At 65.7% G+C, this 25,287-nt stretch carries 26 protein-coding genes and 1 other RNA gene; 6 read left to right on the top strand and 21 right to left on the bottom strand.

What is annotated here, in order from left to right:
- Positions 1-23: 23 nt before the first annotated feature.
- The 5 genes from ACW179_RS19030 to fumC form a co-directional block, all read right to left on the bottom strand.
- Entirely contained in the window at positions 24-332 is a 309-nt protein-coding gene (locus ACW179_RS19030) for a CcdB family protein (RefSeq protein ID WP_492061029.1), read from the bottom strand.
- A 1-nt stretch (position 333) separates the two neighbouring features.
- Positions 334-576: a type II toxin-antitoxin system CcdA family antitoxin gene (locus ACW179_RS19025; RefSeq protein ID WP_492061027.1), complete on the bottom strand. Its 243-nt coding sequence runs from the start codon at positions 574-576 to the stop codon at positions 334-336.
- Positions 577-590: 14 nt separating this feature from the next.
- On the bottom strand, positions 591-1,331 hold the full coding sequence (locus tag ACW179_RS19020; RefSeq protein WP_492061025.1) for an AAA family ATPase: 741 nt from the start codon (positions 1,329-1,331) through the stop codon (positions 591-593).
- A gap of 62 nt (positions 1,332-1,393) precedes the next feature.
- Positions 1,394-2,080, bottom strand: a complete 687-nt coding sequence (locus tag ACW179_RS19015) for a phytanoyl-CoA dioxygenase family protein (RefSeq protein WP_492061023.1) — start codon at positions 2,078-2,080, stop codon at positions 1,394-1,396.
- Complete coding sequence (fumC, locus tag ACW179_RS19010; RefSeq protein ID WP_492061021.1) at positions 2,080-3,471, bottom strand: class II fumarate hydratase; 1,392 nt, start codon at positions 3,469-3,471, stop codon at positions 2,080-2,082. Before fumC ends, ACW179_RS19015 begins: the two co-directional genes overlap by 1 nt.
- 84 nt (positions 3,472-3,555) lie before the next feature.
- Here fumC and ACW179_RS19005 point away from each other — a divergent pair, with 84 nt between their 5' ends.
- Complete coding sequence (locus tag ACW179_RS19005) at positions 3,556-3,942, top strand: RusA family crossover junction endodeoxyribonuclease (RefSeq protein ID WP_492061019.1); 387 nt, start codon at positions 3,556-3,558, stop codon at positions 3,940-3,942.
- Positions 3,943-3,945: 3 nt separating this feature from the next.
- Here ACW179_RS19005 and ACW179_RS19000 read toward each other — a convergent pair whose 3' ends face one another.
- The 5 genes from ACW179_RS19000 to ssrA all read right to left on the bottom strand — a co-directional run bounded on the left by ACW179_RS19000 (position 3,946) and on the right by ssrA (position 8,752).
- Positions 3,946-6,126 (bottom strand): serine hydrolase domain-containing protein, encoded by a 2,181-nt coding sequence (locus tag ACW179_RS19000; protein WP_492061017.1) that lies wholly within the window; start codon positions 6,124-6,126, stop codon positions 3,946-3,948.
- A 109-nt stretch (positions 6,127-6,235) separates the two neighbouring features.
- A complete protein-coding gene (locus ACW179_RS18995; RefSeq protein ID WP_492061015.1) occupies positions 6,236-7,006 on the bottom strand; it encodes a C13 family peptidase in 771 nt (256 codons plus the stop codon).
- Between the two features lie 9 nt (positions 7,007-7,015).
- Positions 7,016-7,486, bottom strand: a complete 471-nt coding sequence (locus tag ACW179_RS18990) for a PaaI family thioesterase (protein WP_492061013.1) — start codon at positions 7,484-7,486, stop codon at positions 7,016-7,018.
- 3 nt (positions 7,487-7,489) lie between these two features.
- Positions 7,490-7,972, bottom strand: coding sequence for an SspB family protein (locus ACW179_RS18985; protein WP_492061011.1), 483 nt, complete (start codon positions 7,970-7,972; stop codon positions 7,490-7,492).
- Between the two features lie 414 nt (positions 7,973-8,386).
- Positions 8,387-8,752: a transfer-messenger RNA gene (gene ssrA / locus ACW179_RS18980) on the bottom strand.
- Positions 8,753-8,974: 222 nt separating this feature from the next.
- Between ssrA and ACW179_RS18975 the strand changes: the two genes are divergently transcribed.
- Positions 8,975-9,637, top strand: coding sequence for an aquaporin (locus ACW179_RS18975; RefSeq protein WP_492061009.1), 663 nt, complete (start codon positions 8,975-8,977; stop codon positions 9,635-9,637).
- Between the two features lie 233 nt (positions 9,638-9,870).
- On the opposite strand, the gene ilvN is transcribed toward ACW179_RS18975, so the two are convergent.
- The 4 genes from ilvN to miaA form a co-directional block, all read right to left on the bottom strand.
- The gene (ilvN, locus tag ACW179_RS18970; RefSeq protein WP_492061007.1) at positions 9,871-10,416 is read right to left on the bottom strand and encodes an acetolactate synthase small subunit; all 546 of its coding nucleotides are present in this window, start codon (positions 10,414-10,416) and stop codon (positions 9,871-9,873) included.
- A gap of 43 nt (positions 10,417-10,459) precedes the next feature.
- A complete protein-coding gene (locus ACW179_RS18965) occupies positions 10,460-12,265 on the bottom strand; it encodes an acetolactate synthase 3 large subunit (RefSeq protein WP_492061006.1) in 1,806 nt (601 codons plus the stop codon).
- 261 nt (positions 12,266-12,526) lie between these two features.
- Entirely contained in the window at positions 12,527-13,012 is a 486-nt protein-coding gene (locus tag ACW179_RS18960) for a CinA family protein (RefSeq protein ID WP_492061005.1), read from the bottom strand.
- Between the two features lie 4 nt (positions 13,013-13,016).
- Positions 13,017-13,916: a tRNA (adenosine(37)-N6)-dimethylallyltransferase MiaA gene (miaA, locus tag ACW179_RS18955; protein WP_492061004.1), complete on the bottom strand. Its 900-nt coding sequence runs from the start codon at positions 13,914-13,916 to the stop codon at positions 13,017-13,019.
- Between the two features lie 57 nt (positions 13,917-13,973).
- Here miaA and ACW179_RS18950 point away from each other — a divergent pair, with 57 nt between their 5' ends.
- The 3 genes from ACW179_RS18950 (at position 13,974) to ACW179_RS18940 (ending at position 16,014) form a co-directional block, all read left to right on the top strand.
- A complete protein-coding gene (locus tag ACW179_RS18950; protein WP_492061003.1) occupies positions 13,974-14,429 on the top strand; it encodes a hypothetical protein in 456 nt (151 codons plus the stop codon).
- 62 nt (positions 14,430-14,491) lie between these two features.
- Positions 14,492-15,352 (top strand): phosphoserine phosphatase SerB, encoded by an 861-nt coding sequence (serB, locus tag ACW179_RS18945; protein ID WP_492061002.1) that lies wholly within the window; start codon positions 14,492-14,494, stop codon positions 15,350-15,352.
- On the top strand, positions 15,349-16,014 hold the full coding sequence (locus ACW179_RS18940; protein WP_492061001.1) for an HAD family hydrolase: 666 nt from the start codon (positions 15,349-15,351) through the stop codon (positions 16,012-16,014). The genes serB and ACW179_RS18940 overlap by 4 nt, the downstream gene beginning before the upstream one ends.
- 55 nt (positions 16,015-16,069) lie before the next feature.
- Here ACW179_RS18940 and ACW179_RS18935 read toward each other — a convergent pair whose 3' ends face one another.
- The 3 genes from ACW179_RS18935 to hflK are packed head-to-tail and all read right to left on the bottom strand — an operon-like array spanning position 16,070 to position 19,109.
- Positions 16,070-17,110, bottom strand: coding sequence for a purine nucleoside permease (locus tag ACW179_RS18935; RefSeq protein ID WP_492061000.1), 1,041 nt, complete (start codon positions 17,108-17,110; stop codon positions 16,070-16,072).
- A 53-nt stretch (positions 17,111-17,163) separates the two neighbouring features.
- A complete protein-coding gene (gene hflC, locus ACW179_RS18930) occupies positions 17,164-18,015 on the bottom strand; it encodes a protease modulator HflC (protein ID WP_492060999.1) in 852 nt (283 codons plus the stop codon).
- Positions 18,012-19,109, bottom strand: coding sequence for an FtsH protease activity modulator HflK (hflK, locus tag ACW179_RS18925; protein ID WP_492060998.1), 1,098 nt, complete (start codon positions 19,107-19,109; stop codon positions 18,012-18,014). The genes hflC and hflK overlap by 4 nt, the downstream gene beginning before the upstream one ends.
- 101 nt (positions 19,110-19,210) lie before the next feature.
- On the opposite strand from hflK, the gene ACW179_RS18920 reads away from it, so the two are divergent.
- Positions 19,211-20,323 carry an Mrp/NBP35 family ATP-binding protein gene (locus tag ACW179_RS18920; protein WP_492060997.1) on the top strand — a complete coding sequence of 371 codons (1,113 nt, stop codon included), beginning with the start codon at positions 19,211-19,213 and terminating at the stop codon, positions 20,321-20,323.
- Between the two features lie 39 nt (positions 20,324-20,362).
- Here the strand turns inward: ACW179_RS18920 and ACW179_RS18915 are convergent, their stop codons facing one another.
- From ACW179_RS18915 to ACW179_RS18900, 4 genes are all read right to left on the bottom strand, one after another.
- Positions 20,363-21,652, bottom strand: coding sequence for an outer membrane protein transport protein (locus ACW179_RS18915; RefSeq protein WP_492060996.1), 1,290 nt, complete (start codon positions 21,650-21,652; stop codon positions 20,363-20,365).
- Positions 21,653-21,886: 234 nt separating this feature from the next.
- Positions 21,887-22,792 (bottom strand): SDR family NAD(P)-dependent oxidoreductase, encoded by a 906-nt coding sequence (locus ACW179_RS18910; protein ID WP_492060995.1) that lies wholly within the window; start codon positions 22,790-22,792, stop codon positions 21,887-21,889.
- A gap of 77 nt (positions 22,793-22,869) precedes the next feature.
- Positions 22,870-24,144 carry a hypothetical protein gene (locus ACW179_RS18905; protein WP_492060994.1) on the bottom strand — a complete coding sequence of 425 codons (1,275 nt, stop codon included), beginning with the start codon at positions 24,142-24,144 and terminating at the stop codon, positions 22,870-22,872.
- 126 nt (positions 24,145-24,270) lie between these two features.
- A complete protein-coding gene (locus ACW179_RS18900) occupies positions 24,271-25,275 on the bottom strand; it encodes an HlyD family secretion protein (protein WP_492060993.1) in 1,005 nt (334 codons plus the stop codon).
- Positions 25,276-25,287: the final 12 nt, after the last annotated feature.

The following is a 25,287-nucleotide window of genomic DNA, read 5'->3' as shown; positions in this document are numbered from 1 at the left end:
ATTCCATCAGATCGCTACCCGCTCTAGAAGCCGGTGAACAGCCGGTCGAGCCCGCGACGGATGGCGTCTTCGTGGCCGGCGAGGGAGCCTGCGCGTTTTCGAAGCTGGCTTAGGGACACGCTGAACAGGTCGGACAGGACCAGTACCAAAGCCCGGCCATCGACCTCTACCTCAAGCTCAACCTCTCCGACCACACGGGTGGCGTCGGATACCGCAGGCGCGACGATCACATCGGTCAGGTTGCGCAGATGGTGCGAAGACAGCACCACCAGAAACGGCGCGATATCACGGCTTGTCGGCGAAGGGTTCAGATAGGCGTCGAACTGCCGCAACTCACCACTTCCTGAAATGGTCCGAGATCAGGCCTCGCTCTTCGATCCTAGCGTTGTGCTCCGCGATGGCCTCGGCGTTCTCTTCGGCCCAGCGCCGGGCGCGGTCTTCAGCGCCGGCGGGATCTACCTTCTGAAGGTGCAGGCGAAGCTGGGTTTCGCCCATGCCGACGATGGGAATCCCCAGCCGCCGGGCCTGATCCAGCAGTTCGGGATCGATTTCACCGGTGGGGGCGGGAGCGTCCATTGGGTGGAACGATATCATTCCTCGTCATCCTCCGACAGCAGCACGTCCAGGAAGGTCTGGCGGCGGTTGAGGAAGCTGCGGGTGACCTGCACGTGGTCGAGATTCTCATACTCCACCCGGTTGAGGCCCCGCTCTGAGGTCTCGTAGATCCAGGCGTCGGGATAGCCCAGGATGATCGGCGAATGGGTGGCGATGATCAGCTGCGAGCGGGCCAGCACCAGCTGGTGCAGCTTGGCCAGGAACGACAGCTGCCGGCTAGGCGACAGGGCCGCTTCGGGCTCGTCGAGGATGTAGAGACCATCGCCCTCGAAGCGATGGTCGAACAGGTCAAAGAAGGCCTCACCATGAGAGCGCTCATGCAAACCGGCCTGTCCTCGCCGGCTCGTCCCCGAGGCTTCCAGATAGCTGGCCGTGGTGAAGAAGCTTTCGGCGCGCAGGAAATAGCCATCCCGGGCCTTCATCGGGGCGCGGACAGGCCTCACGAAGCGATGAAGTGGTGAGTGCGACTCTCGGGTCGAATAGCTGTGGTCCCGCGATCCGCCCTCGGCGTTGAAGCCCCAGGCCACGGCCAACGCCTCGATCAGGGTCGATTTGCCCGAACCGTTCTCGCCGACCAGGAAGGTGACGCGGGGATGGAACTTCAGGCTGTCCAGCCCCCGCAGAACCGGCAGGTTGAAGGGATAGACCCTGTCATCCCAGCCCTCACGGGGCTGGATCAGGGCTTCAATCCAGTAGGGGCGGTCGAGCGCGGCCATTGGGTTGGTTCCCGGTATGTTCCTTTAGCTTGCGTAGCACTCCAGCGGTGAAGTGTGAAGCTTCACAACTCCTGCGGGTTTAGTCCGAGCCAGTCTAACCCACCGGGCAGATCGAAGTCGGCATAGTCGACCTGCAACACGCGTCGCCGACTCGGCAGCTCTGCGCGATCCGAGGCATGGAGAATGGGCGTCGAGTAGGCCCAGACATCGCCGGCTTGGGCCAGGCAGATTTCGCTCCTCATCCCCTGCGCCTGCACAGCCACCCTATCGGCGCTGACCCGACCCAGCCGGTGAGAGCCCAGCGCGATCCGCAGCGGCGCATTGTTGGTCTCCACGGTGTCGAGATGCACACGCAGGGTGACCATGCGGGCCAGAAGGTCGAAGGGTGGGGCGACGTGGGTCAGTCCGTCCTTGGTTGTCCAGGGACCAAACCCCTCGACATCGCGCCGCTCGCGCACCGGGATCACCCGATCCTGATGCCAGGCCACCGCCCAGTTGGCGGCGTGAGACTTATCGAAGATCACCGCCCGCACGGGGCGGGCCGCCGATGAGCTCAGGCGTGCCGCGACAGAACCGATGACGCCCGTCGCGGCAAGGCGGTTGGAGAGGTCTGCCGCGCCGCTCAGTCGTGCGCCTGGTCGCGCCCCGACGCTGGTATCGGCGAGTGCGCGCAGGTCTTCCAGGTCACGGGGCAACAGGACGGCGGCAAACAGCGCCGCCCCGTCGCGCCGGAAATCGAGACCGTTCATCAGCCCGGCGAGATCATCTTCTCCGGACGCACATATTCGTCGAACTCTTCGTTGGTCAGATAGCCGCCGCCGACGGCTTCCTCACGCAGGGTGGTGCCGTTCTTGTGCGCGGTCTTGGCGATCTTGGCACAGGCGTCATAGCCCAGCTTGCCGTTCAGGGCCGTGACCAGCATCAGGCTGTTCTCGACGCCCTTCCTGATATTGTCGACGCGCGGCTCGATGCCGACCACGCAGTTGTCGGTGAAGCTGATGGCTGCGTCGGCCACCAGACGCACCGACTGCAGGAAGTTGTAGGCCATCACCGGGTTGAAGACGTTCAGCTCGAAATGGCCCTGGCTGCCGGCGAAGGTCAGGGTCGAGTGGTTGCCGAACACCTGGGCGCAGACCTGGGTCAGGGCCTCGGACTGGGTCGGGTTGACCTTGCCTGGCATGATCGATGAGCCGGGCTCGTTTTCCGGCAGGGACAGTTCACCGAGACCGGCGCGAGGACCAGAGCCCAGGAAGCGGATGTCGTTGGCGATCTTGAACAGGCTGGCGGCGACCGTGTTGATGGCACCGTGGGTAAAGACCATGGCGTCGTGGGCGGCCAGGGCCTCGAACTTGTTGGGGGCGGTGGTGAAGGCCAGGCCCGTGACGCCGGCGATCTTCTCGGCGACCAGTTCAGCGAAGCCAACCGGTGCGTTCAGGCCGGTGCCGACGGCGGTGCCGCCCTGGGCCAGTTGCATCAGCATCGGCAGGGTCATTTCGATGCGGGCGATGCCGTTCTCGATCTGCTGGGCGTAGCCGCCGAACTCCTGGCCCAGGGTCAGGGGCGTAGCGTCCTGGGTATGGGTGCGGCCGATCTTGATGATGTCCTTCCACTCGGCGGCCTTGGCGGCCAGGGCCTTGTGGAGGTGCTTCAGGGCCGGGAGCAGATCGTGGACCACCTGCTCGGCGCAGGCGATGTGCATGGCCGTCGGGAAGGTGTCGTTCGACGACTGGCTCATATTAACATGGTCATTGGGGTGGACGGGCTTCTTGCTGCCCATCTCGCCGCCCAGCATCTCGATGGCGCGGTTGGAGATCACCTCGTTGGCGTTCATATTCGACTGGGTGCCCGACCCCGTCTGCCAGACCACCAGCGGGAAGTGATCGTTCAGCTTGCCTTCGATCACTTCATTGGCGGCGGCGACGATGGTTTCGGCGATCTTGGGGTCCAGCTTGCCCAGGGCCAGATTGGCCTCGGCGGCGGCGCGCTTGACGATGCCCAGGGCCCGCACGACCGGCAGGGGCTGCTTCTCCCAGCCGATCTTGAAGTTGCCCAGCGAGCGCTGGGCTTGAGCGCCCCAGTAGCGGTCGGCGGCGACTTCGATGGGGCCGAACGTATCGGTCTCGATGCGGGTGGCGGTCATGGAGCAGGTCCCTCGCGTTCTGTTGGCGCGGGTTTAGCCAATGGCGAGGAAGACTGCAAAGCCGTAAGGCCTTATGAGGCCCTGATGAACGACGGTTGGACCCATCACGGCAAGGTGCGCGCCCGCGAGGCGAACGGTGAACTGACCCTCGAGGTCGATGGCCTCACCACCCAGGCCAAGTACTACAAGCCCCTGATCTACGAGTTCTTCCGCAAGGTTTGGCGCGGCTCCCGTCCGGCCTGGGGCGAGTTCGAGGTCGACATCGTCATGGACTATGTCGGCGAGCCGCCGTGGATGGACCTCGATAACCTGGCCAAGGCCCTGCTGGACTCGATCAAGGGCTATGCCTTCCACGACGACGCCCAGGTGGCACGCCTGCTTGTCGAGCGCCGGCCGGGTGAGCGCGAGCGGATTATCATCGTCGTGCGCAAACGCGACTCCGGCGTCCTGCGGCGCAACCTGGAGGGTTGAGACTCAGCCGCTCCAGGGCAGCAGGAAGTTCCAGAGCGCCAGCAACACCGCCAGGCCGATATAGAGCAAGGTCGTATAGGTGAAGGCCAGCTTGCGCAGGGTGGTCCAGCTGTCGACCCGGCGCCCGCCTTTCCAGACCATGGGAACCATCAGCAGGGTGACGGCCGCCAGCACGCTGGCCACCAGGGCGCAGGCCGAGCCCGTCACCAGCCAGCCGCTGGGCCAGTTGTAGAAGACGGCGGCGATGTCGTTGCTCTTGGAAGCGAACACGCCCACGCAACCCAAAGCCACGATCCACAGCGCTGCCTGAGTGGTTTGCAGGAGGTTGGCGCGGGTCTGGGTCGGGGTCTGGCGGGTCTCGCGGCGGTCACGGATGAAGACACCGGCCAGGGTGGCGATGGAGGCCAGTCCCGCCAGTGTCACGACCCAGGTCAGCAGGCCCGAGCCATAGGGGAAGCCTACGCGCTCGAACGCCGCCCAGCCGCCTGCCGGATAGAAGCGCGTGGCGCGGCCGCCGGCTGTTTCGAAGGCCACCACTTCGGGTCCATCGACGGCCTTGAATATGCCGGGGCTATCGGTGGCGTTCCACAGGGTCGACTTGCCGTCGTACAGGATCGCCAGCTGGCCATCCGGGGTGGCGCGCACCTTGGCTAGCCGGATGATGCGGCCCACAAAGCCTTCCAGACCGTGATAGGCGCGGCGCGTGCCCAGATAGTCACCGACATAGAGCCGGGCCGTCTCGGCGCTCATGGGGCGCAACACGGGCACGGCCGGCGCCTTGGCGTAGAAGTGCTCGACAATCGCCGATGGAACCACGCCCGGCAGCTCGGCGCCGGTGTCGGTATTGACGGCGATGAAGATGCCCAGACCCAGGTCCGGAACCACGACGAGGTTGGAGTGGAACCACAGCGTATCGCCGGCATGGCCAAAGCCGCGGCGGCCGCCGGGGAGCGGGATGTCCTGGAAGCCTGCGTTCCAGCCCGCCGCTTCGGGGGCCGGGCGATACATCACGGTCTCGAACGCCTTGGCGGTGCGCGGTGAATAGATGGTCTTGCCGTCGAGGGTTCCGTTGCCCAGCAACAGCATCATGTAGCGGGCCATGTCGGCGGCGGTCGACGAGGCACCGCCGGCAGGGGCGATCTGCCCGGTCATTTCCGGGGGCTCTTCGCGCCAACCCAGCGGCGTCCAGCGGAAGCCGTCGGAGCGGTCGGCGGCCAGGGCCGGTGCCATCGGCGCGGGCAGGTCGTTGCGCCACGGTCGGGCATCGCGGAAGGTCGTGCGGGTCATGCCGGCGGGAAACAGGATCTCCTCGGCGACCAGCTCCTCGAACGGCTTGCCGGTGACATTGGACACCGCCGCGCCAGCCAGGGCTGCACCGTAGTTGGAGTAGGAGGGCAGTGCGCCCGGTTCGCGCACACGGCGCGGGCGTTCCTGGCGCAGGTATTCGTTCAGCGGCCGCACCCGCCGCCAGTCTTGCTCGAACAACTGGCCCAGGGCCCGGTCTTCGAAGCCCGGCGTATGGGTCATCAGGTCGCGCAGGCGCACGGGCGCCATGTTCTTGCCCCGGATCTGGATCGCCTCGGGCAGATAGAGGTTCACCGGGCCGTCCAGTCGCATGCGGCCGGCCTCGATCTCGTTCATCAGAGTGATCCAGGTGAACGTCTTGGAGATCGATGCCACACGGAACAGGGTCCTGTCGGGGTCGACCGCACGGCGCTGCTTCAGGCTGGCGACGCCATAGCCCTTTTTCAGGATGACCTGGCCGTTCTGGACCACCGAGATTGTGGCGCCGGCGATGTGGTCCTCAGTCATGCCCCGCCGCATCAAGCCGTCGACGAAGGCCTCAAGTTCGGGAGCGGGCAGGGGCGTCACGCCGGGCTGCGGCGCTACCGGCGGAGCGATTGCACCCGGAAGCGTCGAAGCTGCGACGGGTCGCAGCACAGCCGTCGCCGTGCTGCTCGTCACGGCGCGGGGACGGGGGCGGACAGGTCGGGTCAGGCTGGAATAGGGGCGCGGGCCGCCGGTCGACGGCGTCGCGGTCGCCTCCTGGGCAACCGGCTGGGCCACGGCGGGTGGCGCAACGCCCTGTGGCGCGGTGTCTTGGGCCTGGACCAGGCCGGCCGGAGTCAGGAGACCGATCATGACCGCCACGAGGGCGGCACCGGACATAAGGCGTGACGTCAAGGGGCCGACCTCTGGGACAATACAGCGGAGCTCGGAGCGACTTCTAGGGCGCCTCGCACGGCGTTCAAAGAGCGGCGTGCTCCGTGGCCACACAATAGTGGGGCCATCATCAGGGCGCGCGCGGTTTGCCCTGATCAAACCTGTAAAGCGGCAGGAAGGGGCGCAGCGCCGGACCGATCCAGACCTGGGGCTCCGAGGCGGGCTGAGCCCCCACTTCAATCTCCTTGCGTGCCACGCAGCCCTGAACGGCCGCGCCCAGGGCGATGAAGTCCCGGGCCTTGGGCGCCGATGACAGGAAGCAGTCGTCGAAGAAAGGATACTTGTCGCTTTCCCCGCAGCCGAACGAGGCGCGATCGGGGCGGGCGGCGGTCAGGATCATGCGGTCGGGCCGTTTCAGCGCCGGGATGAAGACGCCCGAGAAACAGGCCGAGATCACCACGACGGACGGGCGCGACGGGCAGGCGTCGTCGATCAGGGCTGCCAGCATTTGGGGGCGCAGGGTCGCCTCGCCCAGCAGCGCGCCATCAGGTCCGCCATGGCTGCTGATGTAGAACAGGCAGCCGGCGGACGCGGTTCGGGCGCTTTCCTTCAGGCCCTTGTAGATTTCGGTGACGTCGGCGGGGCCGGGCGCTTGGGCAGGATAGCGCTTTGGTCGCACGGAATACTGGCGGACAGCGCCTTGGTCGAAGCCCATCTGGGCCAGGGCGGTGGCGACATCGCGACGGGCGTTGTCGAAGGCCTCGGTCGGTCCGCCGGACTGGGCGTGCCAATCACCGGCGACGACGACGGCGGACCAGCGCGAAAACGGTCCTTCGGCATGGGTGGGCGGCGCGAGGCAGAGCAGGATCAAGCCGACAACAATGCCCGCCGCGCCCCGCATCGCCGTTTCCTATTTCTTGAACCGGGCGAACGGCGTGGGCAGGGCCGTGCCGCTGGCCTTGGCCAGCAGGCGGCCCTCCGCGTCGTACAGTTCGCCTTCCGTAAAGCAGACCGTCCTGCCCCACTTGACCACCCGACCGACCCCACGCAGCACGCCGGGCAAGGCCGGACGCAGAAAACTGGTCTTCATCTCAAGCGTGGGCACGACATGCGTCATGCCGGAGCTGATCATGCCGGCCACGGACATGCATTCGTCCAGCATGGCGCAGACATAGCCACCCTGAATCTGGCCCATCGGGTTACACAGCAGGTCGGCGCGGGCCGTGAAACTGGCTTCAACCTCGCGGTCGGCCTGACGAACCGCCAGCAGTTCGAAGCCAACGGTCAGCGAGCCAGAGGGCGCGTTCTTGGACGCGCGGAAACGGGCGAGGATCGCCTCGTCGGTCAGGGCCTGAGGCTCGTCCGCCGTGACGTCGCTCATGCGCTACTTCTTCCGGAACTGGTCGAGAGAGATGATCTTGGGCGCATCCTCGCCGCCGCCTTCCGTGGGAGCTTCAGGCTCCGGCTCGACCGTCGGCTCTGGCGGCACGATGTCGGGCGCCTCGAACTGCAGGGCGAACTGCACCGAGGGGTCATAGAACCGGGTCACCGCCGCGTAGGGAACCGACAGGCGCTTGGGCTGGCCGCCAAACTTCAGGGTGACCGAGAAGAAGGTCTCGCCCGGCGCCAGGTCCCAGTACTGGTGCTGCAGGATGATGGTCATCTCGTCGGGATACTTGCCCAACAGGTCCTGGGGGCCCGACACGCCGGCCGCCTGGGTCTTGAAGGTGATGTACAGGTGATGAGGCTCGGGCAGACCACCCGGAGCGGCCGCCTTTTTCAGGGCCGCCTTCACGACACCCCGAAGGGCGTCCTGGGCCATGGCCTCATATTGCATAAGATCTTCAGGCGGATTGGATTGGGCCATGCGGTCCATCAGAAACAGGGAACTGAAACAGGACTCCCAGCCTAGCCTGTCACGGCCCTCCGGCAAAGATGGCGGGGGCGTCAGGAGGCGCACAAAATTCGCAAAGGCTGAAAGTGGAGGGATTCTGTTGGCAGGCTCCCCCACTCCTCTCGCAAAGAGAGGAGGGAGCCTCGGCTATCAGTTTTGAAAGTGGAGGGATTCTGTTGGCAGGCTCCCCCATTCCTCTCGCAAAGAGCGGAGGGAGCCTCGGCTACCAGTTTTGAAGTGGAGGGATTCTGTTGGCAGGCTCCCCCACTCCTCTCGCAAAGAGAGGAGGGAGCCTCGGCTACCACTTTTGAAAGTGGAGGGATTCTGTTGGCAGGCTCCCCCATTCCTCTCGCAAAGAGCGGAGGGAGCCTCGGCTACCAGTTTTGAAGTGGAGGGATTCTGTTGGCAGGCTCCCTCCGGGCCCCGCCTAAGGATCTGAACCCCTAGGACTTAAGGCGCGAATTCACTAGCACCGCATTACGCGGCGATAGCGAACTCTTCAGCGAAGTTATCGTTCGCAGTTAGTTTAGCGGCCCGATACGGTGAGCCACGCCGAGAGAAAGCATAACACCTTTACACGTCTGTCGATGCTGATCGGCCCCATGCAGTCCCGCGATAACTCGGGAGAGATTGGTGGAGCCGCCGGGAATCGCACCCGGGTCCAGTCCGCTTATTACGTGCGCGTTTATCCCCATAGTCCGGCCGAGACCGGACATTTCCAATATAGGGGGTATGGCCCGGCGAGGGAAGGCTCGGCGTTCTTTTCGAAGCCGATCCCGCACCGGTCTTGGCCCTGCGGCTCTTGAAGGCGGTTCTCGGTCCTCGAAGGGCTCGCGGATCAGCGCCCTTTGCAGCGCCTCCCCGGTTGAGGTCCGGCGCGATACAATCGGGTTTCGCCGTCTCGGGAAAACTTGCATTCTCGAACTGGCCCGATCCTTAACAAGGGCCGGCGCGCAACGCATGGGAGGCGGCGATATGTCCAAACTTGTGGCCGAGTTCATCGGCACTTTCACCCTGGTCCTGTTTGGGTGCGGCGCAGCCGTACTGGGCGGCGAGCATGTAGGGCAGTTGGGCATTGCCCTGGCCTTCGGCTTTGCGATCATCGCCCTGGCCTATGGCATCGGTCCGGTATCGGGCTGTCACGTCAATCCGGCCGTCAGCCTGGCGGCCTTTGTGGCGGGGCGGATGGGTCTGAAGGAGATGGGCCTTTACTGGATCGCCCAGTTTGCCGGCGCGCTCGCCGGCGCTGCCGTGCTGAGCGTCATCGCCGGGGGGCTCGCCAAGGGTCTGGGTCAGAACGGCTGGGGACCGGGCTATCTGGGAGAGTTCTCCCTGCAGGCGGCCTTTGTCTTCGAGGTGGTGATGACCGCCATTTTCGTGATCGTGATCCTGGGCGCTACGGGCTCGGGTGCTGCGCCGGGCTTTGCGGGCCTGGGCATCGGCATCGCCCTGGCCGTTATCCATATCGTTGGCATCCAGGTGACCGGGGTGTCGGTCAATCCGGCCCGCAGCTTTGGACCCGCCCTGCTGGTCGGCGGCCAGGCCATGGCCCAGCTGTGGCTGTTTTTCGTGGCCCCGGCCATCGGTGCAGTGCTGGGCGCGCTGCTCTATCGCTTCAATATCCTGAAGGTGGGCTGACGGGGCCTGGCTCCGGCTCGGGCAGCGCAGGAACCACCGGCGGCTGGCTGCGGCCGCTGGTGGCGGGCCTGAGCCGGCCGTACAAGGGATCGGTTTGCGCCGGTGGTCTTGGTGTTTCCGGAGCCCACCAGGCTGCGGGATCGGGCGATGGCGTCGCGGTGGGCGGCGAAGCCTGCTGGCCGGCGAGGGCCAACCCCGCCATCAGACCAACAAGGCTCATCGCCCAATCTCCGCTACATGCCTTCGACGCCCCGCTCGATGGAAAGCACGCCCGTGCGGGAAAGTTCCACCAGACCCAGTGGGCGCATCAGGTCGAGGAACTTGTCGATCTTGGACGGCGCACCGGAGATCTCGAACACGAAACTCTCAAGCGTGGTGTCCACCGGCTTGGCGCGGAAAATGTCGGCGATACGCAGGGCCTCGACCCGCTCGGCGCCCGAGCCGCGCACCTTGACCAGGGCCAGCTCACGTTCGACGCCGTTGGGGTCGCGGGTCACGTCATGCACGCGGCGCACATTGACCACCTTGTGAAGCTGGGCCTCGATCTGGTCCAGCACCTGGCGCGTGCCGCGCGTCACCACGGTGATGCGACTGGTATGGGCCTTGTGGTCGGTTTCGGCGACCGTCAGGCTCTCGATATTGTACCCGCGCGCAGCGAACAGACCGACCACGCGGTGCAGCACACCAGGCTCGTTGTCGACCAGCAGGGCAAAGGTCGCAGTCTGCTCGGCTTGCGAGGCGGGTGGCATGTCATAGGCGGAGGCGTGTTGCGTGGTCATGGCTCGTTTCTAAGCAAAGAGGAATCGAAGAGCGAGTGCGGGTTTAAACCAGCCCCGCCCCGGCCTCGCCGATGACGTTGCCGATGTCCTCGACCTCGCCCATGATCATCTCATTGTGAGCCTTGCCCGAGGGGATCATCGGCAGGCAATTCTCGTGCTTCTCGACGCGGCAGTCGAAGACCACGACCTTGTCGCTGTTGATCATCTCCAGGATCTTGGCGTCCAGCTCGGCCGGGTCGCTGCAGCGGATGCCGACCGCGCCATAGGCCTCGGCCAGTTTCACGAAGTCGGGCAGGCTATCGGAATAGGAGTGGCTGTAGCGCTCGCCATGCAGCAGCTGCTGCCACTGGCGGACCATGCCCATCCACTCGTTGTTGATGATGAAGATCTTGACCGGCAGGTCGAACTGGATCGCCGTCGACAGTTCCTGGATGCACATCTGGATCGATGCTTCACCGGCGATGTCGACGACCAGGGCACCGGGATGGGCCATCTGCACGCCCAGGGCGGCGGGCAGGCCGTAGCCCATGGTGCCCAGGCCCCCTGAGGTCATCCAGCGATTGGGCTCCTCGAAGCGATAGAACTGCGCCGCCCACATCTGGTGCTGGCCGACCTCGGTCGTGATGTAGGTGTCGCGGCCCTTGGTCAGCTCGTACAGGCGCTGGATGGCGTACTGCGGCTTGATGGTGGTTTCCGAGGCCCGATAGCTCAGGCACTGGCGGGCGCGCCAGGTGTCGATCTGGGCCCACCAGTCGGTCAGGGCAGCCTTGTTGGGCTGATGGTCGGCGGCTTTCCAGGCGGCGATCAGGTCTTCCAGCACGCTGGCCGCGTCACCGATGATCGGCAGGTCGACCCGGACGTTCTTGTTGATCGACGAGGCGTCGATATCGATATGGATCTTCTTGGAGCCCGGCGAGAAGGCATCCAGCCGGCCGGTGACGCGGTCATCGAAGCGCGCGCCGACGCAGATCATCACGTCGCAGTCATGCATGGCGTTATTGGCTTCGAACGTGCCGTGCATGCCCAGCATGCCTAGCCACGCCGGATCCGCAGCCGGGAAGGCGCCCAGGCCCATCAGGGTCGAGGTGACCGGCGCGCCGGTCAGGGCCTGGAACTCGCGCAGCAGCTGGCTGGCGCGCGGGCCGGCGTTGATGACGCCGCCACCGGTATAGAAGATCGGCCGGCGCGCCCGGGCGATCATCGCTGCTGCTTCGGCAATGCGGCCGGCCTCGCCCTTGGTGCGGGGGCTGTAGGCGTGGGTCGAAGCGACCTCGTTCGGGCCGAAATACTCACCCTTGGCGAACTGGATATCCTTGGGGATGTCGATCAGCACCGGGCCGGGGCGACCGGTCGTGGCGATCTTGAAGGCCTCGTGGATGATCCGGGGCAGGTCGCGGACGTCTTTGACCAGATAGTTGTGCTTGGTGCACGAGCGGGTCATGCCGACCGTGTCGGCTTCCTGGAAGGCGTCGGTGCCGATCAGATGGGTCGGGACCTGGCCCGTGATGACGACCATCGGGATGGAGTCCATCAGCGCGTCCATGATCCCGGTGATGGCATTGGTGGCACCCGGCCCCGAGGTGACCAGAACCACGCCCGGCTTGCCCGAACTGCGGGCATAGCCCTCGGCGGCATGGGTCGCGCCCTGCTCGTGGCGAACCAGAATGTGCTGCAGGCGCGGCTCATGGAACAGCGCGTCATAGATCGGAAGCACCGCGCCGCCTGGATAGCCGAACAGCACCTCGACGCCCTGGTCCACGAGGCCGCGAACCACGATCTCGGCGCCGGTCATGGCGCGGTCGGCGGTTTCGGCGGGAGCGGTGCTCTCGATGGTCTGGTGGGCGGTCATGGCAGGGGTCCGAAAAAGGGGCGGTCCGTAGGGGGGGGCGGGAAGGGGTAGGCTGAAAAGAAAAAAGGTCCCGAAGGACCTTTGCGCGCGCGACTGAACTACGACGTGACTTCGAGGTCACATCGCGGACAGCCGCTCCATAAGTACGTTCATGGTTTTGCGCACGAGTCTTGCTCCAAAGCTATGGAAAGGGTGATGCCATGCGTTCGGAAGGGCGTCAAGGCGGGGTTGGCGGCAAGGATGTGCCTTTTTGCCCCAGGTTTAGCCGTTCAGTGCCTCAAGCAGCCGTTCGAGGGCTGCGCCAGCGAAGGCCTGCATGTTGGCCGCGCGGTCGTCGCTGCCGGTTTCCAGGGTAAAGGTGGTCTCGCCCTCGGCATTGGCCACGCCCAGGCAGGTGTGGCCTGCAGCGTCGCCATAGGAGTTGCCCGTTGGTCCCGCCGCGCCGGTTTCCGACAGGCCCCAGGTGGCCTTGAGGTTCTCGCGCGTCACCCTGGCCAGCAGGGCGGCATAGGGTTCGCTGGAAGAGCGCATGCCTTCGGTGGCCTTGTGCGGAATGTCCAGCAACCGCATGCGAGCCCGGGCCGTATAGACGACGCTGCCGCCCACATAGAACTTCGACGCCCCCGGTACGGCCAGCAGCGCCGCCGATATCAACCCGCCGGAGGAGGACTCGGCGATGGCGACGGTTTCACCCCGGGAGATCAGGCGCTCGGCGACGGCTTCGGCGAGGGTGGAAAGGTCGGTCATGGGGCTAGTGTCCTTGGTCTTTTGACGCCGCAGCAGGGACTCGCTCCCAGTCCGGCGTCTGGTTCCGGAACCAGGTGAGCTGGCGCTTGGCGTAGCGGCGGGTTTCCTGGCGGGCAGCGTCGAGGGCGGCCGCCAGGGTGGTTTCGCGGCGCAGATAGCTGGCCAATTCGCGATAGCCGACAGCCTTCAGCGCCGGCAGGGCGGGATCGAGGCCTCGCGCCTGCATCGCCGCTACCTCGTCGAGCGCGCCGTTCTCGACCATCAGGCCAAGTCGCGCATCGCAGCGGGCGTAGAGTTCGGCGCGGGGTGGGTCGAGCACGAAGCCCTGCCAACTGCCCGGTGCCAGGGTGGGGCGGGTGTCGGCCTGCCAGGCGCTGAGCGAGCGGCCGGTGGCCACGGCCACGGCATGGGCGCGCAGCAGGCGCTGGCGGTCCCCGACCTCGATGCGGTCCGCGGCGTCGGGGTCGAGCTTGCGCAGGTCCTCGCGAAATTCGGCCTCGCCTTGCGCCGCATACAGCAGCCCCGAGATCTCGCGCTGGGTTTCCGACACCGGCGGCACCTCGGCCAAGCCATGGGTCAGGGCGCGGAAATAGAGGCCCGTTCCGCCGACCACGATGGCGGGGCGTCCGCGCTGGGCGATGTCGCGCAGGACGCCTGAGGCTGCTTCCAGCCAGCGACCGACCGACCAGCCCTGGGCCGCGTCGACGACGCCGAACAGGTGGTGCGGCGCGCGCGCCATCTCATCGGCTGACGGGCCAGCCGTCAGGATACGCAGACCGCCATAGATCTGCATCGAGTCGGCATTGACGATCTCGCCGCCCGTGGTTTCAGCAAGCGCCAGCGCATGGGCTGACTTGCCGCTTGCGGTCGGGCCCGCGATGAGGAAAATCTCTGAACTGGACAATCTCAGGTCGAATCCCTTTTGACCTCGAGAGGTGTTGCGTCACCAGGGGGAGAAACCATGAAAAGCACCGTCAGCGCCATCCTCGTTGGTATCGCCGTTCTGTCGGCATCGCCAGTTTTCGCCGCTTCAGGCGACCGCACGGCCCCGACACAGGCACCTGTTGCCGGCGCGCCGTCGCTCGACGAGCGGCTGGGCTGCGGGGTCATGCTGGTGACGCTGGACGAGGTTCTGCAGCGTAATCCGCAACTGGTCGGCAAGATGTCCAAGACCGACGGCAGCGCTGCCATGGTTCCGCTGATCCGCATGCTGGGCGCAAGCGGCGAGGTGATGCTGGACAAGGCCTATGAAGAGGGCGGCACCCAGGGGCTGAAACCCACGGCGCTCTATCGTCGAGGCGTAGCCAACCTGTCAGCGACCCTCGCCGGCATCAATTCGACCGACGGCGATCAGGTCAAGGAACAGGCCGTGGCCATGTTCACGCGCTGCGTCTCGATCGCCGCGCCGAAGTCCTGAACGACAGGCCTGGCGTCTCTATAAGGTTGACGCGGGCGGCTTCCTCAAATAGCCGCCCGGTCATGTTCGTCATCACGCTCGTCTCGCCCGATCCTGCCGCCCTGGCGGAGGCGGCCGCTGCTGTGCGCGCCGCCTTGGCCGTCACCGCCGAAACCACGTTGGGCGCGGGAGCGGTCGACCTGTTTATCGACGCCGAACCGTCCGTCCCTGTCGCCGGGCTGGTTGGTGACCGACCCGTCGATTTCGCGGTGCAGCCGGTCGAGAACCGCCGCAAACGCCTGCTGATCGCTGATATGGACTCCACCATCATCGACGTCGAATGCCTGGACGAGCTTGCCGACTTTGCCGGGGTGAAAGCCCAGGTCTCCGAGATCACCGAGCGGGCCATGCGCGGCGAGCTGGCCTTTGAGGGGGCCCTGCGCGAGCGGGTCGGCATGCTGGCCGGCCTGGCGGTCGACGCCCTTCAGTCCTGCTATGATGACCGCGTGCGGCTCAATCCCGGGGCCCGCACCCTGGTGCGCACCATGGCCGAGAACGGCGCGCGCTGCGCCCTGGTCTCGGGCGGCTTTACCTTCTTCACCAGTCGGGTGGCGAAGGCGGCGGGCTTTCACCTGAACCGCGCCAATACCCTGATCGAAGCGGACGGCAAGCTGACCGGCCAGGTCGGCGACCCGATCCTGGGCAAGGAGGCCAAGCTGACCGCCCTGCGCGAGGAGACCTCCGCCCTGGGCCTGACGCCGGCCGATGCTCTGGCCGTGGGCGACGGTGCCAATGACCTGGCGATGATCGAGGCCGCCGGCCTGGGGGTAGCCTATCGCGCCAAGCCCATCGTGGCCGCCCAGGCCCACGCCAAGGTCGACTACGCCGACCTCACCGCCTTGCTCTACTTCCAGGGCTATACGGCTTCGGAGTTCGTCTCTTGAGCTTTCCCCGTCGCGTCGAGGCGGTGGTCTTCGACATGGACGGCCTGCTGCTGGACACCGAGATCGTCTATCGCGCCGCCATGATCGAGGCGGGCGGTGCATTTGGGATCGGTTTCACGGGCGAGATCTATGCGGCCATGGTCGGCAAGACTTCGCCCGAATCTGCCGTGATGCTGCGGGGGCTGTTTGGTGAGACCTTCCCCGTCCAGGCCTATTTCGAGCGGGTCTGGAGCGATGTCGAGGACCTGCTTGAGGCCGAGACCCGTCTTAAGGCAGGCGTCATCGAGATCCTCGACTATCTTGACGACATGGCTCTGCCGCGCGCCATCGCTACCTCGAACGGCATCGCCTCGGTCGAGAAGTATCTGGGCCGTTTCGACCTGCAGCGCCGCTTCCATGCGGTCGTCGCCAATGCCGACGTGACGCGGCACAAGCCCCACCCCGATCCCTATCTGGAAGCGGCGCGCCGCATCGGGATAGATCCCGCCCGGTGCCTGGCGCTGGAGGACTCCCACCCCGGCGTTCGCGCCGCCCACGCGGCCGGCATGATGACGGTGATGGTGCCCGACATTCTCGATCCCAACGAAGAGATGCACGACAAGTGCGTCCACATCGCCGACAGCCTGCACGTGGTTCTGGATCTGCTGAAGGCGTCGGTTTGACCGTTTGAGCCTTAGGCCCGGCTCGGGGCATTACGCGCCCAGCTGGAACGACAGTTCACTTCCCCGGAACCGTGTCGGCATAGCGCGGCCAGTTGCGTGACAGCTCCTCCACGACAATGTTCCCGGCCTTGAACGCGGCGTCCAGAGACGACTGCAGGGCCGGCACGCCGGTATGATCGCCCAGCAGATTGGTGGCCGCGTCGCCGCCCGCAGGCTGGGTGGTGTAGTTGCTGGCTGTGCGCAGCACGAGCACGCGCCTGGGGTCGGCCCGGCCAGCCCGGCCCAGGGCGTCGATGGCGGCCAGCACGCCGGTGTCTTCCATGCCGGTCATCACGAAGCCGTCCTGGTCGCCGGTCCAGTAGTCGGCCCAGGCCTCGTAGTGCTGGTTCAGGATTACGCCGTGCCAGAAGGACTGGCCGCTGACCTCGTCGCCTTTCAGAACCACCGGCGGTGTCTGCGCCTTGGGCTGGCCGACATAGGGCGCGCGCAGGGCTTTGAGGGCGTCATTGTCGGCAATGGCGGCGTTGCGGGTCAGGTCGAAGGCCCAGTCACGCAGGCCGGTGTTGAGCGGGAAGAGGTTGTAGTTCGGCGCGGCTGGGGCAGGGGCCTGGTAGGGTGCCTTGCGGTCGAACGGGATCAGGCCCGTGCTCCAGCCCTTGGGCGTTTCGCGCGGGTCGATAGCGTAACCGAAATCGCTGTCGACCACAGCGCCGATCCAGGCGGCGGAGCCGACCGAGCCCTGGTTGGGATTGACCCCGGCGATGGCTGCGATCAGCCAGTAGGACTTCGAAAGGTCAAAACGCGGGTCCAGGCCCAGGGCCATGGTCGAGATCGCCGCGCGTCCCGTGCCCATGCTGGTGGAGACCAGCAGGACCTTGCGAACGGGATCGTAGCGGAGATTCCGGTAACCGGCCGGGAAGGGCAGGACCTGGGGCATGACCTGTGCCCAGGCCTGGAACTCGCCCGCCTTGTCGCCGGTGTCCTCGCCGATCTCGAAGGCTGTGACCACCACCACCCGCACCTCGATCGTCGCGGCGACGGCGGGCGCGGCGATCAGGCACGCAAACAGGCTGGCGAGAACCGCGAGGCGACGCATGGGAGCTTCCCGAACAGAAAAAGGGCCGCGAGAGAATCTCGCGGCCCTTGCTCTTACTGCGCTTGCGGTCCGCGCTGGAAGTACTTGAAGAAGGCGCTGTCTGGCGAAAGCACCAGGGTGGTGTCTCCCTGGCCAAGTGACGCCTCATAAGCCTGCATCGAGCGATAGAAGGCCGCGAAGTTGGGATCGCGCCCGAAGCTGGAGGCGAACAGTTCGGCGCGGCGGGCGTCGCCCTCACCCCGGATTTTCTCGCCTTCCTCGGTGGCCGTGGCGACGATCTCACGCTTTTGCTGCTCGCCGATGGCGCGAAGCTGGGCGGCTTCCTGCTGGCGAGCCGTCTGCATGCGCTCGAACACGGCCTTCTGGTTGGCCTCGGGCAGGTCGGCGCGGCGGATGCGCACGTCGATGATCTGCACGCCCAGGTCGGAGGCCTTCACCTGGCGACCGACCTCGTCACGAATGGCCGCCATCACCACGGCGCGCTTGCCGGCAATGACTTCCTCGGAATTGGCGCGGCCGATGGTCTGGCGCAGCGAGGCGTTGACGATCCGCTCCAGGCGGTCGCGGGCCACCGTCTCGTCGCGCAGGGTCTTGTAGAACTGGCGCGGGTCAGTGATCCGGTAGCGGACGAAGGCGTCGACGACCAGGCGCTCCTGGTCGGCGGCGATGACTTCTTCCTGATCGGCGTTCAGGGCGATGTTGCGGTTATCAAACCGGATCACCTGATCGAGGAACGGGGCCTTCAGGTGTAGGCCGGGAGTCCGGACGACACGGATCGGGTCACCGAAGCGCACGACCAGGGCCTGCTGGCGCTGGTCCACCTTGAAGACGGTCGAGCCCAGCAGGACGAGCACGGCACCGGCGATCGCGGCCATGGCCGCCAGGCGGTTCTGGTTGGCGATCATTGGACGGCTCCATCGACGGACTTGATGACGGTGGCGGTCTTGGGTCGGAAGGCGTCGGGCGGCAGGATCACCGGAGCGCTGGCACCCTTGCTGTCGATGACCACCTTGTTCGAATTGGCCAGAACGCGCTGCATGGTCTCAATATAGAGGCGCTCGCGCGTCACGGCCGGGGCCAGCTTGTACTGGTCATAGATCTGGTTGAAGCGGGCGGCTTCACCCGCTGCCTCGCGCACGACCTGCTCGCGATAGCCCTTGGCCTGCTGCACGATCTGGGCGCTCTGGCCGCGCGCCACGTTGGCGGCGGACTGGGCGTTCTGGCTGGCGCGCTGCACGTCGCGGAAGGCGTCGATGACCGGCGGCGGCGGCGTTGCGGCCTGAATCTGCACGCTTTCGACGAACACGCCGGCGTCGTAGCGATCCAGGATCTGCTGCATCAGCCGTTCGACCTCGGCCTGCAACTGGCCGCGGCCAGTGGTCAGGATCGGGGTCAGGGCCGTCTTGCCCACCACTTCGCGCATGGCGCTTTCGCCGACCGCGCGGATCACGCTTTCCGGCTCGCGGACATTGAAAAGGTATTTGGGCGCGTCAGAGACCCGCCATTGCACCGAAAAGCTGAGATCGACGATGTTTTCGTCGCTGGTCAGCATCAGGCGCTCGTCGCCGCCTTCAGTGCCCAGGCCGCCGATGTCGGTGGTGCGGATCTCGGTGACCGCCACCTTCTCGACCGACTCCAGAGGCAGGGGCAGATGGTAGCGAAGCCCCGGACCCGAGACTCGCGAATAGGCACCGAAGGTGCTGACCACGCCCTGCTGGTTGGGCTGAACCACATAGATGCCCGTCAGGCCCCACAGGGCCACGACGGCTCCGGCGGTCATGGCGATGGCGCGTGGACGGTCAGGCCCCTCGAAGAAGCGGCGGACACGGGCCGACAGGTCTTCAAGCACCTGATTCACATCGATCGGGATCTGGTCCCGGGGATCGCGGGGGCCGCCGGTCGGGCGGCGTGGGCCCTGTGCGGGGCCATTGGTCTTGTCCTTGTCGCCGTCAGGCGGTGAACCCCAGGGACCTGGGCCAGTATTGTCGTTCCACGGCATGGGCGGCGTCGTCTTCCCGTCGTCTTGCTTATGGGTGGGCTTGTAATGCGGCCCCTCCACGCGGATATGAGGAGCCTCGCACCACAAGGCAAGACATAGACGTGACTGGCGCTGTTTCCGTATCCCTCGACGATGCCCGCGCGGCCCTCGACCGCATCGCCGATCCGGTCACCGGGCAGGGGCTGGTTGAGGCTGGTCTCGTGCAGGGATTGGTGGTCCGCAACGGCCGGGCCGGCTTCATGCTGGAGGTTCCCGCCGCCAACGCCGCCGCCTATGCGCCCGTGCGCGAGGCCGCCGAGAAGGTGCTTGGCGGTCTGCCAGGGATCGAGGTGGCCCAGGTCGTGCTGACGGCCCAGGCCGCCGAGGGGGCAACGCGCGTGCGCAGGGGCTCCCGCGTCAGTGAGGATCCCAAGGCGCGCATGGTTCCGCCGCCCGAGGCCGAAAAGCCGCTTCATGTGAAGCACGTGATCGCGGTGGCCTCGGGCAAGGGCGGCGTGGGCAAGTCCACGGTCGCCACCAACCTGGCCTGCGCCTTTCACGCCATGGGCCTTCGCGTTGGGCTGCTGGATGCCGACATCTATGGCCCCTCGGCCCCGCGCATGATGGGCGTTGACGGCGAACCCAGCTTTGAAGACGGCAAGCTGCAGCCGCTGGAAGCCCACGGGATCAAGATCATGTCGATCGGATTTCTGGTCGACGAAGGCAAGGCGATGATCTGGCGCGGGCCGATGGCTTCGTCGGCCGTTCGCCAGATGATCCATGACGTCGCCTGGGGCTCCGAAGCCGAGCCGATGGACGTACTGGTGGTCGATCTGCCCCCTGGCACAGGCGACGTGCAACTGACCCTCGTGCAGAAGCTGCGGATTGACGGCGCGGTTCTGGTCACCACCCCGCAGGAGATCGCCCTGATCGACGCCCGTCGCGCGGCGATCATGTTCGGCAAGACCGCAACGCCGATCCTGGGTCTGATCGAGAACATGGCCTTCTTCGCCGATCCGTCGACCGGCGCGCCGATCCCGATCTTCGGCTCGGGCGGGGGTGTGGCTGAGGCCAGGACGCTGGGCGTGCCGGTGCTCGCGGAGGTTCCCATTGAGTTGGCCGTGCGCGAGGGCGGTGACGGCGGCGTTCCGGTGGTGCTGGGCAAGCCGGAGAGCGCGGCTGCCAGGGCATTCGCCGGGGCAGCGAAGACGTTGTGGGACGTGGTGAAGGGCTAAACCCTTCCCCCATCAAAGGGGGAAGGGTGTCTAGAGGAACTAGAAGCTGTAGCGGACGCCCGTCGACAGCACCACGGCCGAGCCAGTCACGTCGCCCCGCAGGTTTACCGTCGAGCCCGTTGCGGTGACGTCGGTACGATTGATGCGGTTGTCGTCGAACCCGATGTAGCTGATCGCCGCGTCCAGCTTCAGCTGTGGGCGGGCGGCCCAGGTAGCACCGGCGGCGTAGATCATGCGGTCGCCGTCCGGCACGCGGGCCGTGCGACCGAAGTCCGGTGTCGGGGTCGGGTCATATTGCACGCCGGTGCGCAGGGTCAGACGCGGGCTCGCCTGATAGTCCAGCCCGACTGCAGCGGTGGTGATGTCCTTGTAGTCCTGGACGCTGGTCGAAGCCGAGGTGGCGAACGTGACGCGAATGGCGTCGAACTCGCTCCAGCCGATGCGGCTCACCGAACCGTTCAGGGTGAGGCGGTCGTTTAACGCCCAGCGGGCGCCCAGGGTGGCCATCCACGGCGTGGTGATCTTGGCCCCGCCGTCGACCTTGAAGTTGCTGGCGGTGGGGATCGGCGCAAGCAGGCCCGAAACCGCAACCTCGCCCTTCAGCGTGTGTTCGACCTTCGACCGATAGCTGGCACCGACCGTCAGGGCGGGGGTGGGATGGTACTGCGCGCCCAGGGTCCAGCCATAGGCCCAGCCGTCGCCTTTCAGAGATTGCCGGCCGTCGGGCTGCAGCGGCGAGATGTTGGGCAGGGCGTTGGTCAGTTCGGCGTCGGCATAGACGGCGCTGACGCCCATGCCCAGGTCCAGCTTTTCGTTGAGGCGCCAAGCGACCGTGCCCTGCAGGTCGGCCGTGGTCAGGCGCGACTTCAGGGCGTCGTAGCGGGTCCAGCTGTTGGCGTCGTATTCGGTGGTGAAGTTGTAAGGCGCGGCCAGCGACAGGCCCAGGGTCAGCTGGTCGTTGATCCGCCATGCGCTGGCGAAGTTGGGAACGACGCCGTCATTGATCGGCTTGGAGGCGCGCGATGCGCCGCCGACAGCTGTCGTCACGGGTACGGGGCGCGTGATGGTCGAGCCGTTGTTGGTGACGTCCGAGTCAACCTGGATGGCGTGCAGTCCGCCGTAGACTTCGTTGGCTTCAAGTCCGGCTATGGCGGCGGGGTTCCACCACAGGCTGGCGGCGCCGCGGTCGGCGACCTCGCCCGAATAGGCCCGGCCCGCGCCGCGCACTGATTGCTCCTGGAGATAGAAGGCCGACGCCGAGGCCTGGGTGGCGGCCAGGAGCACACCGAAAGCCACGCCGGTGGCGAGGCGGTTACGCGAAAAAGTCATGAAACTGACGAGACCTTCTTGGGGAGGATATGCGCCCAGAACGCCTTGCAGCGCTGTAGGAGGGCGCGCCTCTAAACTATCCCGTCAGAAACCGTCGCTATTTCTGCTGTCTGGTGTCAATTTTGTTGCAGAAGTCAAAGAAACGGGGCCGCGAGGGCCCCGTTTCAATCACTGTTCTGTCAGTAATGGCGTGAATGTGACGGTGTAGGCGTCGCTTTCACTGTGAGGTTGTCGTTAGCCGCCGGCCATCTTGCGGAAGAACTTCTGTCCCTGCTCGCCGCCGTTGAAATAGGCCTTCTGGCCGTCCTCGGCAGTGATCTGGTCCCAGTGGTCGCGGATGCCCTCAGCCGACAGGTCGCCGTCGCTCAGATAGACGCCTTCGGTCTCATAGATGCGCGACAGGGCAAACGCCCCGGCTCCGGCGGTCAGGATCGCGCCGGTCGGCGCGTCTTCTGAGACCAGATAGACCACGCCGGGCGTCACGGCCTCGGGGGCCAGCTTGGCCAGCACTTCCGGCGGCATCAGGCCTTCGGTCATGCGGGTGGCGGCGACCGGGCTGATGGCGTTGATCTTGATGTTGTTCTTGGCGCCTTCCAGCTTCAGCGTGTTCATCAGGCCCAGTACCGCCATCTTGGCCGCGCCGTAGTTGGACTGGCCGAAATTGCCGTACATGCCCGAGGACGAGGTCGTCACAACGATGCGGCCATAGTTCTGGGCCTTCATGATATCCCAGACCGCCTTGATCGGCTTGAAGGTGCCCCAGACGTGGACCTGCATGACCGCCTCGAAATCGGCCAGTTCCATCTTGGTCAGGGTGCGGTCGCGCAGGATGCCGGCATTGGCGATCAGGATGTCGATCTGGCCCCAGGTTTCCATTGTGGTCTTGACCAGATCGGCGACGCCGGCGTCATCGGTCACCGAAGCCCCGTGGGCGATGGCTTCGCCGCCAAAGGCCTTGATCTCCTCGACGACCTTCAGGGCCGCTTCGGACGAGCCGCCCGAGCCGTCGACGCTGCCGCCCAGGTCATTGACCACCACCTTGGCGCCGCGACGGGCCAGTTCCAGCGCATGCTGCCGGCCAAGCCCGCCGCCCGCGCCCGTAACGATCGCTACCTTGCCGTCAAAACGGATGTCCGACATGCCCTGATCTCCCTCAAACACGTGTTTGGTTTGGCGCGTTTGTGCGGCGCGGGAGGGGAGGCGTCAAGCTCGTGAACTCAGGAGTTTCCCTCTTGAGCTGGGTTCATGAATAGCGGGGCGGTATCCGGATCAGCATCGAACTGACATTCTTCGGCCATCCATTCCGGAACTTGCCCAATCTTGATCAGCCCTGAGACGGCGTCGTGGCGGCACATGCTGCAAGGGGTCCGCTCATAGAGCAGCAGTAGCGAGGCGTGGGCTTCCGGCGGGTGATCGTGTTCGCCGACAAGATCCAAGACGGACAAGCCTAAATCGTGTGCCGCCTCTTCCTCAACGGTAGCGTCCAGAAATAGCTCTATTTTTGAAAAGTCGCCTGGTTCGAAATTGGCTCTCAGCAGACGCACGCCGTTTGGGCTACCAGCTTCTATCTTCTGCAGCGCCATCGCCCTGACGACGGATGATTGAACCCTGCCCAGGGCATTCACCGCGAGCCAAGACACACGCGGTGCCTGACTATCCATCCAGCGGATCAGATGCTCCGGATTGCCGGGAAAGGCGCGTCGTCCGAACAGTTGCAAATAGTGCGCTGCCTGCTTCTCATCGATCCGTGTTGTCAGGTCGTCGGCGAGCAGAAGCCATTCCGCATCTGTTAGCTGACGCAGCCAAAGCCCTGATCTCTCCGGCATTGCTCCGCGTAGAAGCCGCGAGCGGATGTCTGTGAAGTCGTAGGCTTCTACCTGTCGTGGCGATGGTTTGTTTTCGGCTTCTACATAGGCCAGAAGGCGTTCGAGGGTTGGCTGCCGCTGGCGAAGTTCAGAGAGGGTTCTGTCGATCTCCAAACTCTCGCGGGCTCGAATGGCGTCGAGCAAGCCGGCGGCCCTCCAGCCGTCTTCGTCCAGATGCTGAGCTAGCAACGTAACGCAGTCCAGAAACGCGGGCAGGCCATCCAATTGGACCAACGCCTTCATGCAATCCAGCCGGTCTTCGTCACCCAACTTGGCGAAGGTTTCTCGCAGCGTCGCGCCGTCAACGTCGCTGCATTCGGCCGCCAGCAGAGCCAACACGGAGAAGATTTGTGGAAGGTTCAACGCCTCCCGATCATCTGGCGTCTCTAGCAGCCGAGGCAGCAAAGCCAAGAAGAACGCCCCTTGATCGCCTGTAGCCGATATCAGCCTCGCCAAGTACCCACTGCGCTCGCTTTCGCACTGAGGGTCATAGGCCAGATTGCTCTCGCAGGCGCGTAGGAGGTCTTCCCTGAAGATGCTGCTGTCGGAAGCCTGTCTGAGAAGAACCATGGCCCGGCCTGATCCTTTCGCCAGGGCCAATGTGAATTCTTCTCGCGTTACGCTCATTGGGCAATCTAACCACGTGTTGCTATCCAGAATAGTGCGCCCAAACGACAATCGCCGCGCCCAGCGGTCAGGCTGGACGCGGCGAGTTCCGGGAGACCTAGCGCGGCGCTAGCCGCATCTTCGGTCCTACTTCGGCTTCGTCATTCCACCCGCCACCGGCGAGGTCGGCTTGTCGCGCTTCACGCCGGCCTTCTTGCCGGGCTTCATGAACTTGACCAGCACGCGCTGGCCGACCAGCAGCGGGGCGCCGTCGGCGCTGACCACCACTTCGACCACGCGCTCGTCGCTGCGTTGGCTGGGATCGTCCGAGGCCAGCTTGCGGGCCCCGAACACGGCGGCGCGGCGCAGAACCTTGCCGATATAGACCTTGTCCGGATCGCTCTCCGGGGCGATCTCGACTTCCTGGCCGATGGCGACATTGGGAATGTCGGCCTCGACGATTTCGGCGCGGACGATGCGCTGGGTGTCGGGCTCGAGGTCGAACATGTTGGACACGTTCAGGGTCGAGGCCCCGGCACCCGGGTTGGCGTAGCGGCGAGCGATACGGCCGTTCATCGGCGCGCGGATCACGGTCAGTTCGAGATTGAACAGCGCCTCGTTCTTGCGGGCCGTGGCGGTGGCGATCTGGGCGTCCTGGGCGGCGAGGGTGGCGCGAGCCTGGTCGACGGCGTCGCGAGCGGCATCCAGACGCGTGCCGGCCACATAGTTGTCGCTGACCAGCTTGCCCAGCCGGTCCAGTTCGCGCTGGGCGGTCTTGAGCTGCACCCGGGTCGAGGCCTGGGCCGCGCGGGCCTGGGCGACCTCGGCGGTGGCGCGTTCAACGGCCAGGCGACCCTCGTCGCTCTGCTGGCGCGCCAGGATCTGGTCCTTCACGACCACATCGCCTTCCTGCACATAAACGGCCTCGACCACGCCGCCGCGGCGTGCGGCGACCTGGATGATGCCGCCCTCGACGTCAGCCTTGCCGTTGGCGATGGCCGCATAGGGGGAGGGCTCCTCCTGGGCGGCAGCCGCCTCAAGCTTCTTCTTTTTCTCGGCCTGCTGGCCTTTCGAATAGAAGAAGCCGCCGACCAGCAGGCCGACTACGACGATGACGATCCAGAAGGCGGGACGCCGCAAAAAGCCGGGCATGTCAGTTTTCCC

The sequence above is a fragment of the Caulobacter sp. AVps18 genome (genome assembly GCF_058681425.1).
This window is presented reverse-complemented; position numbering and strand designations above follow the sequence as displayed.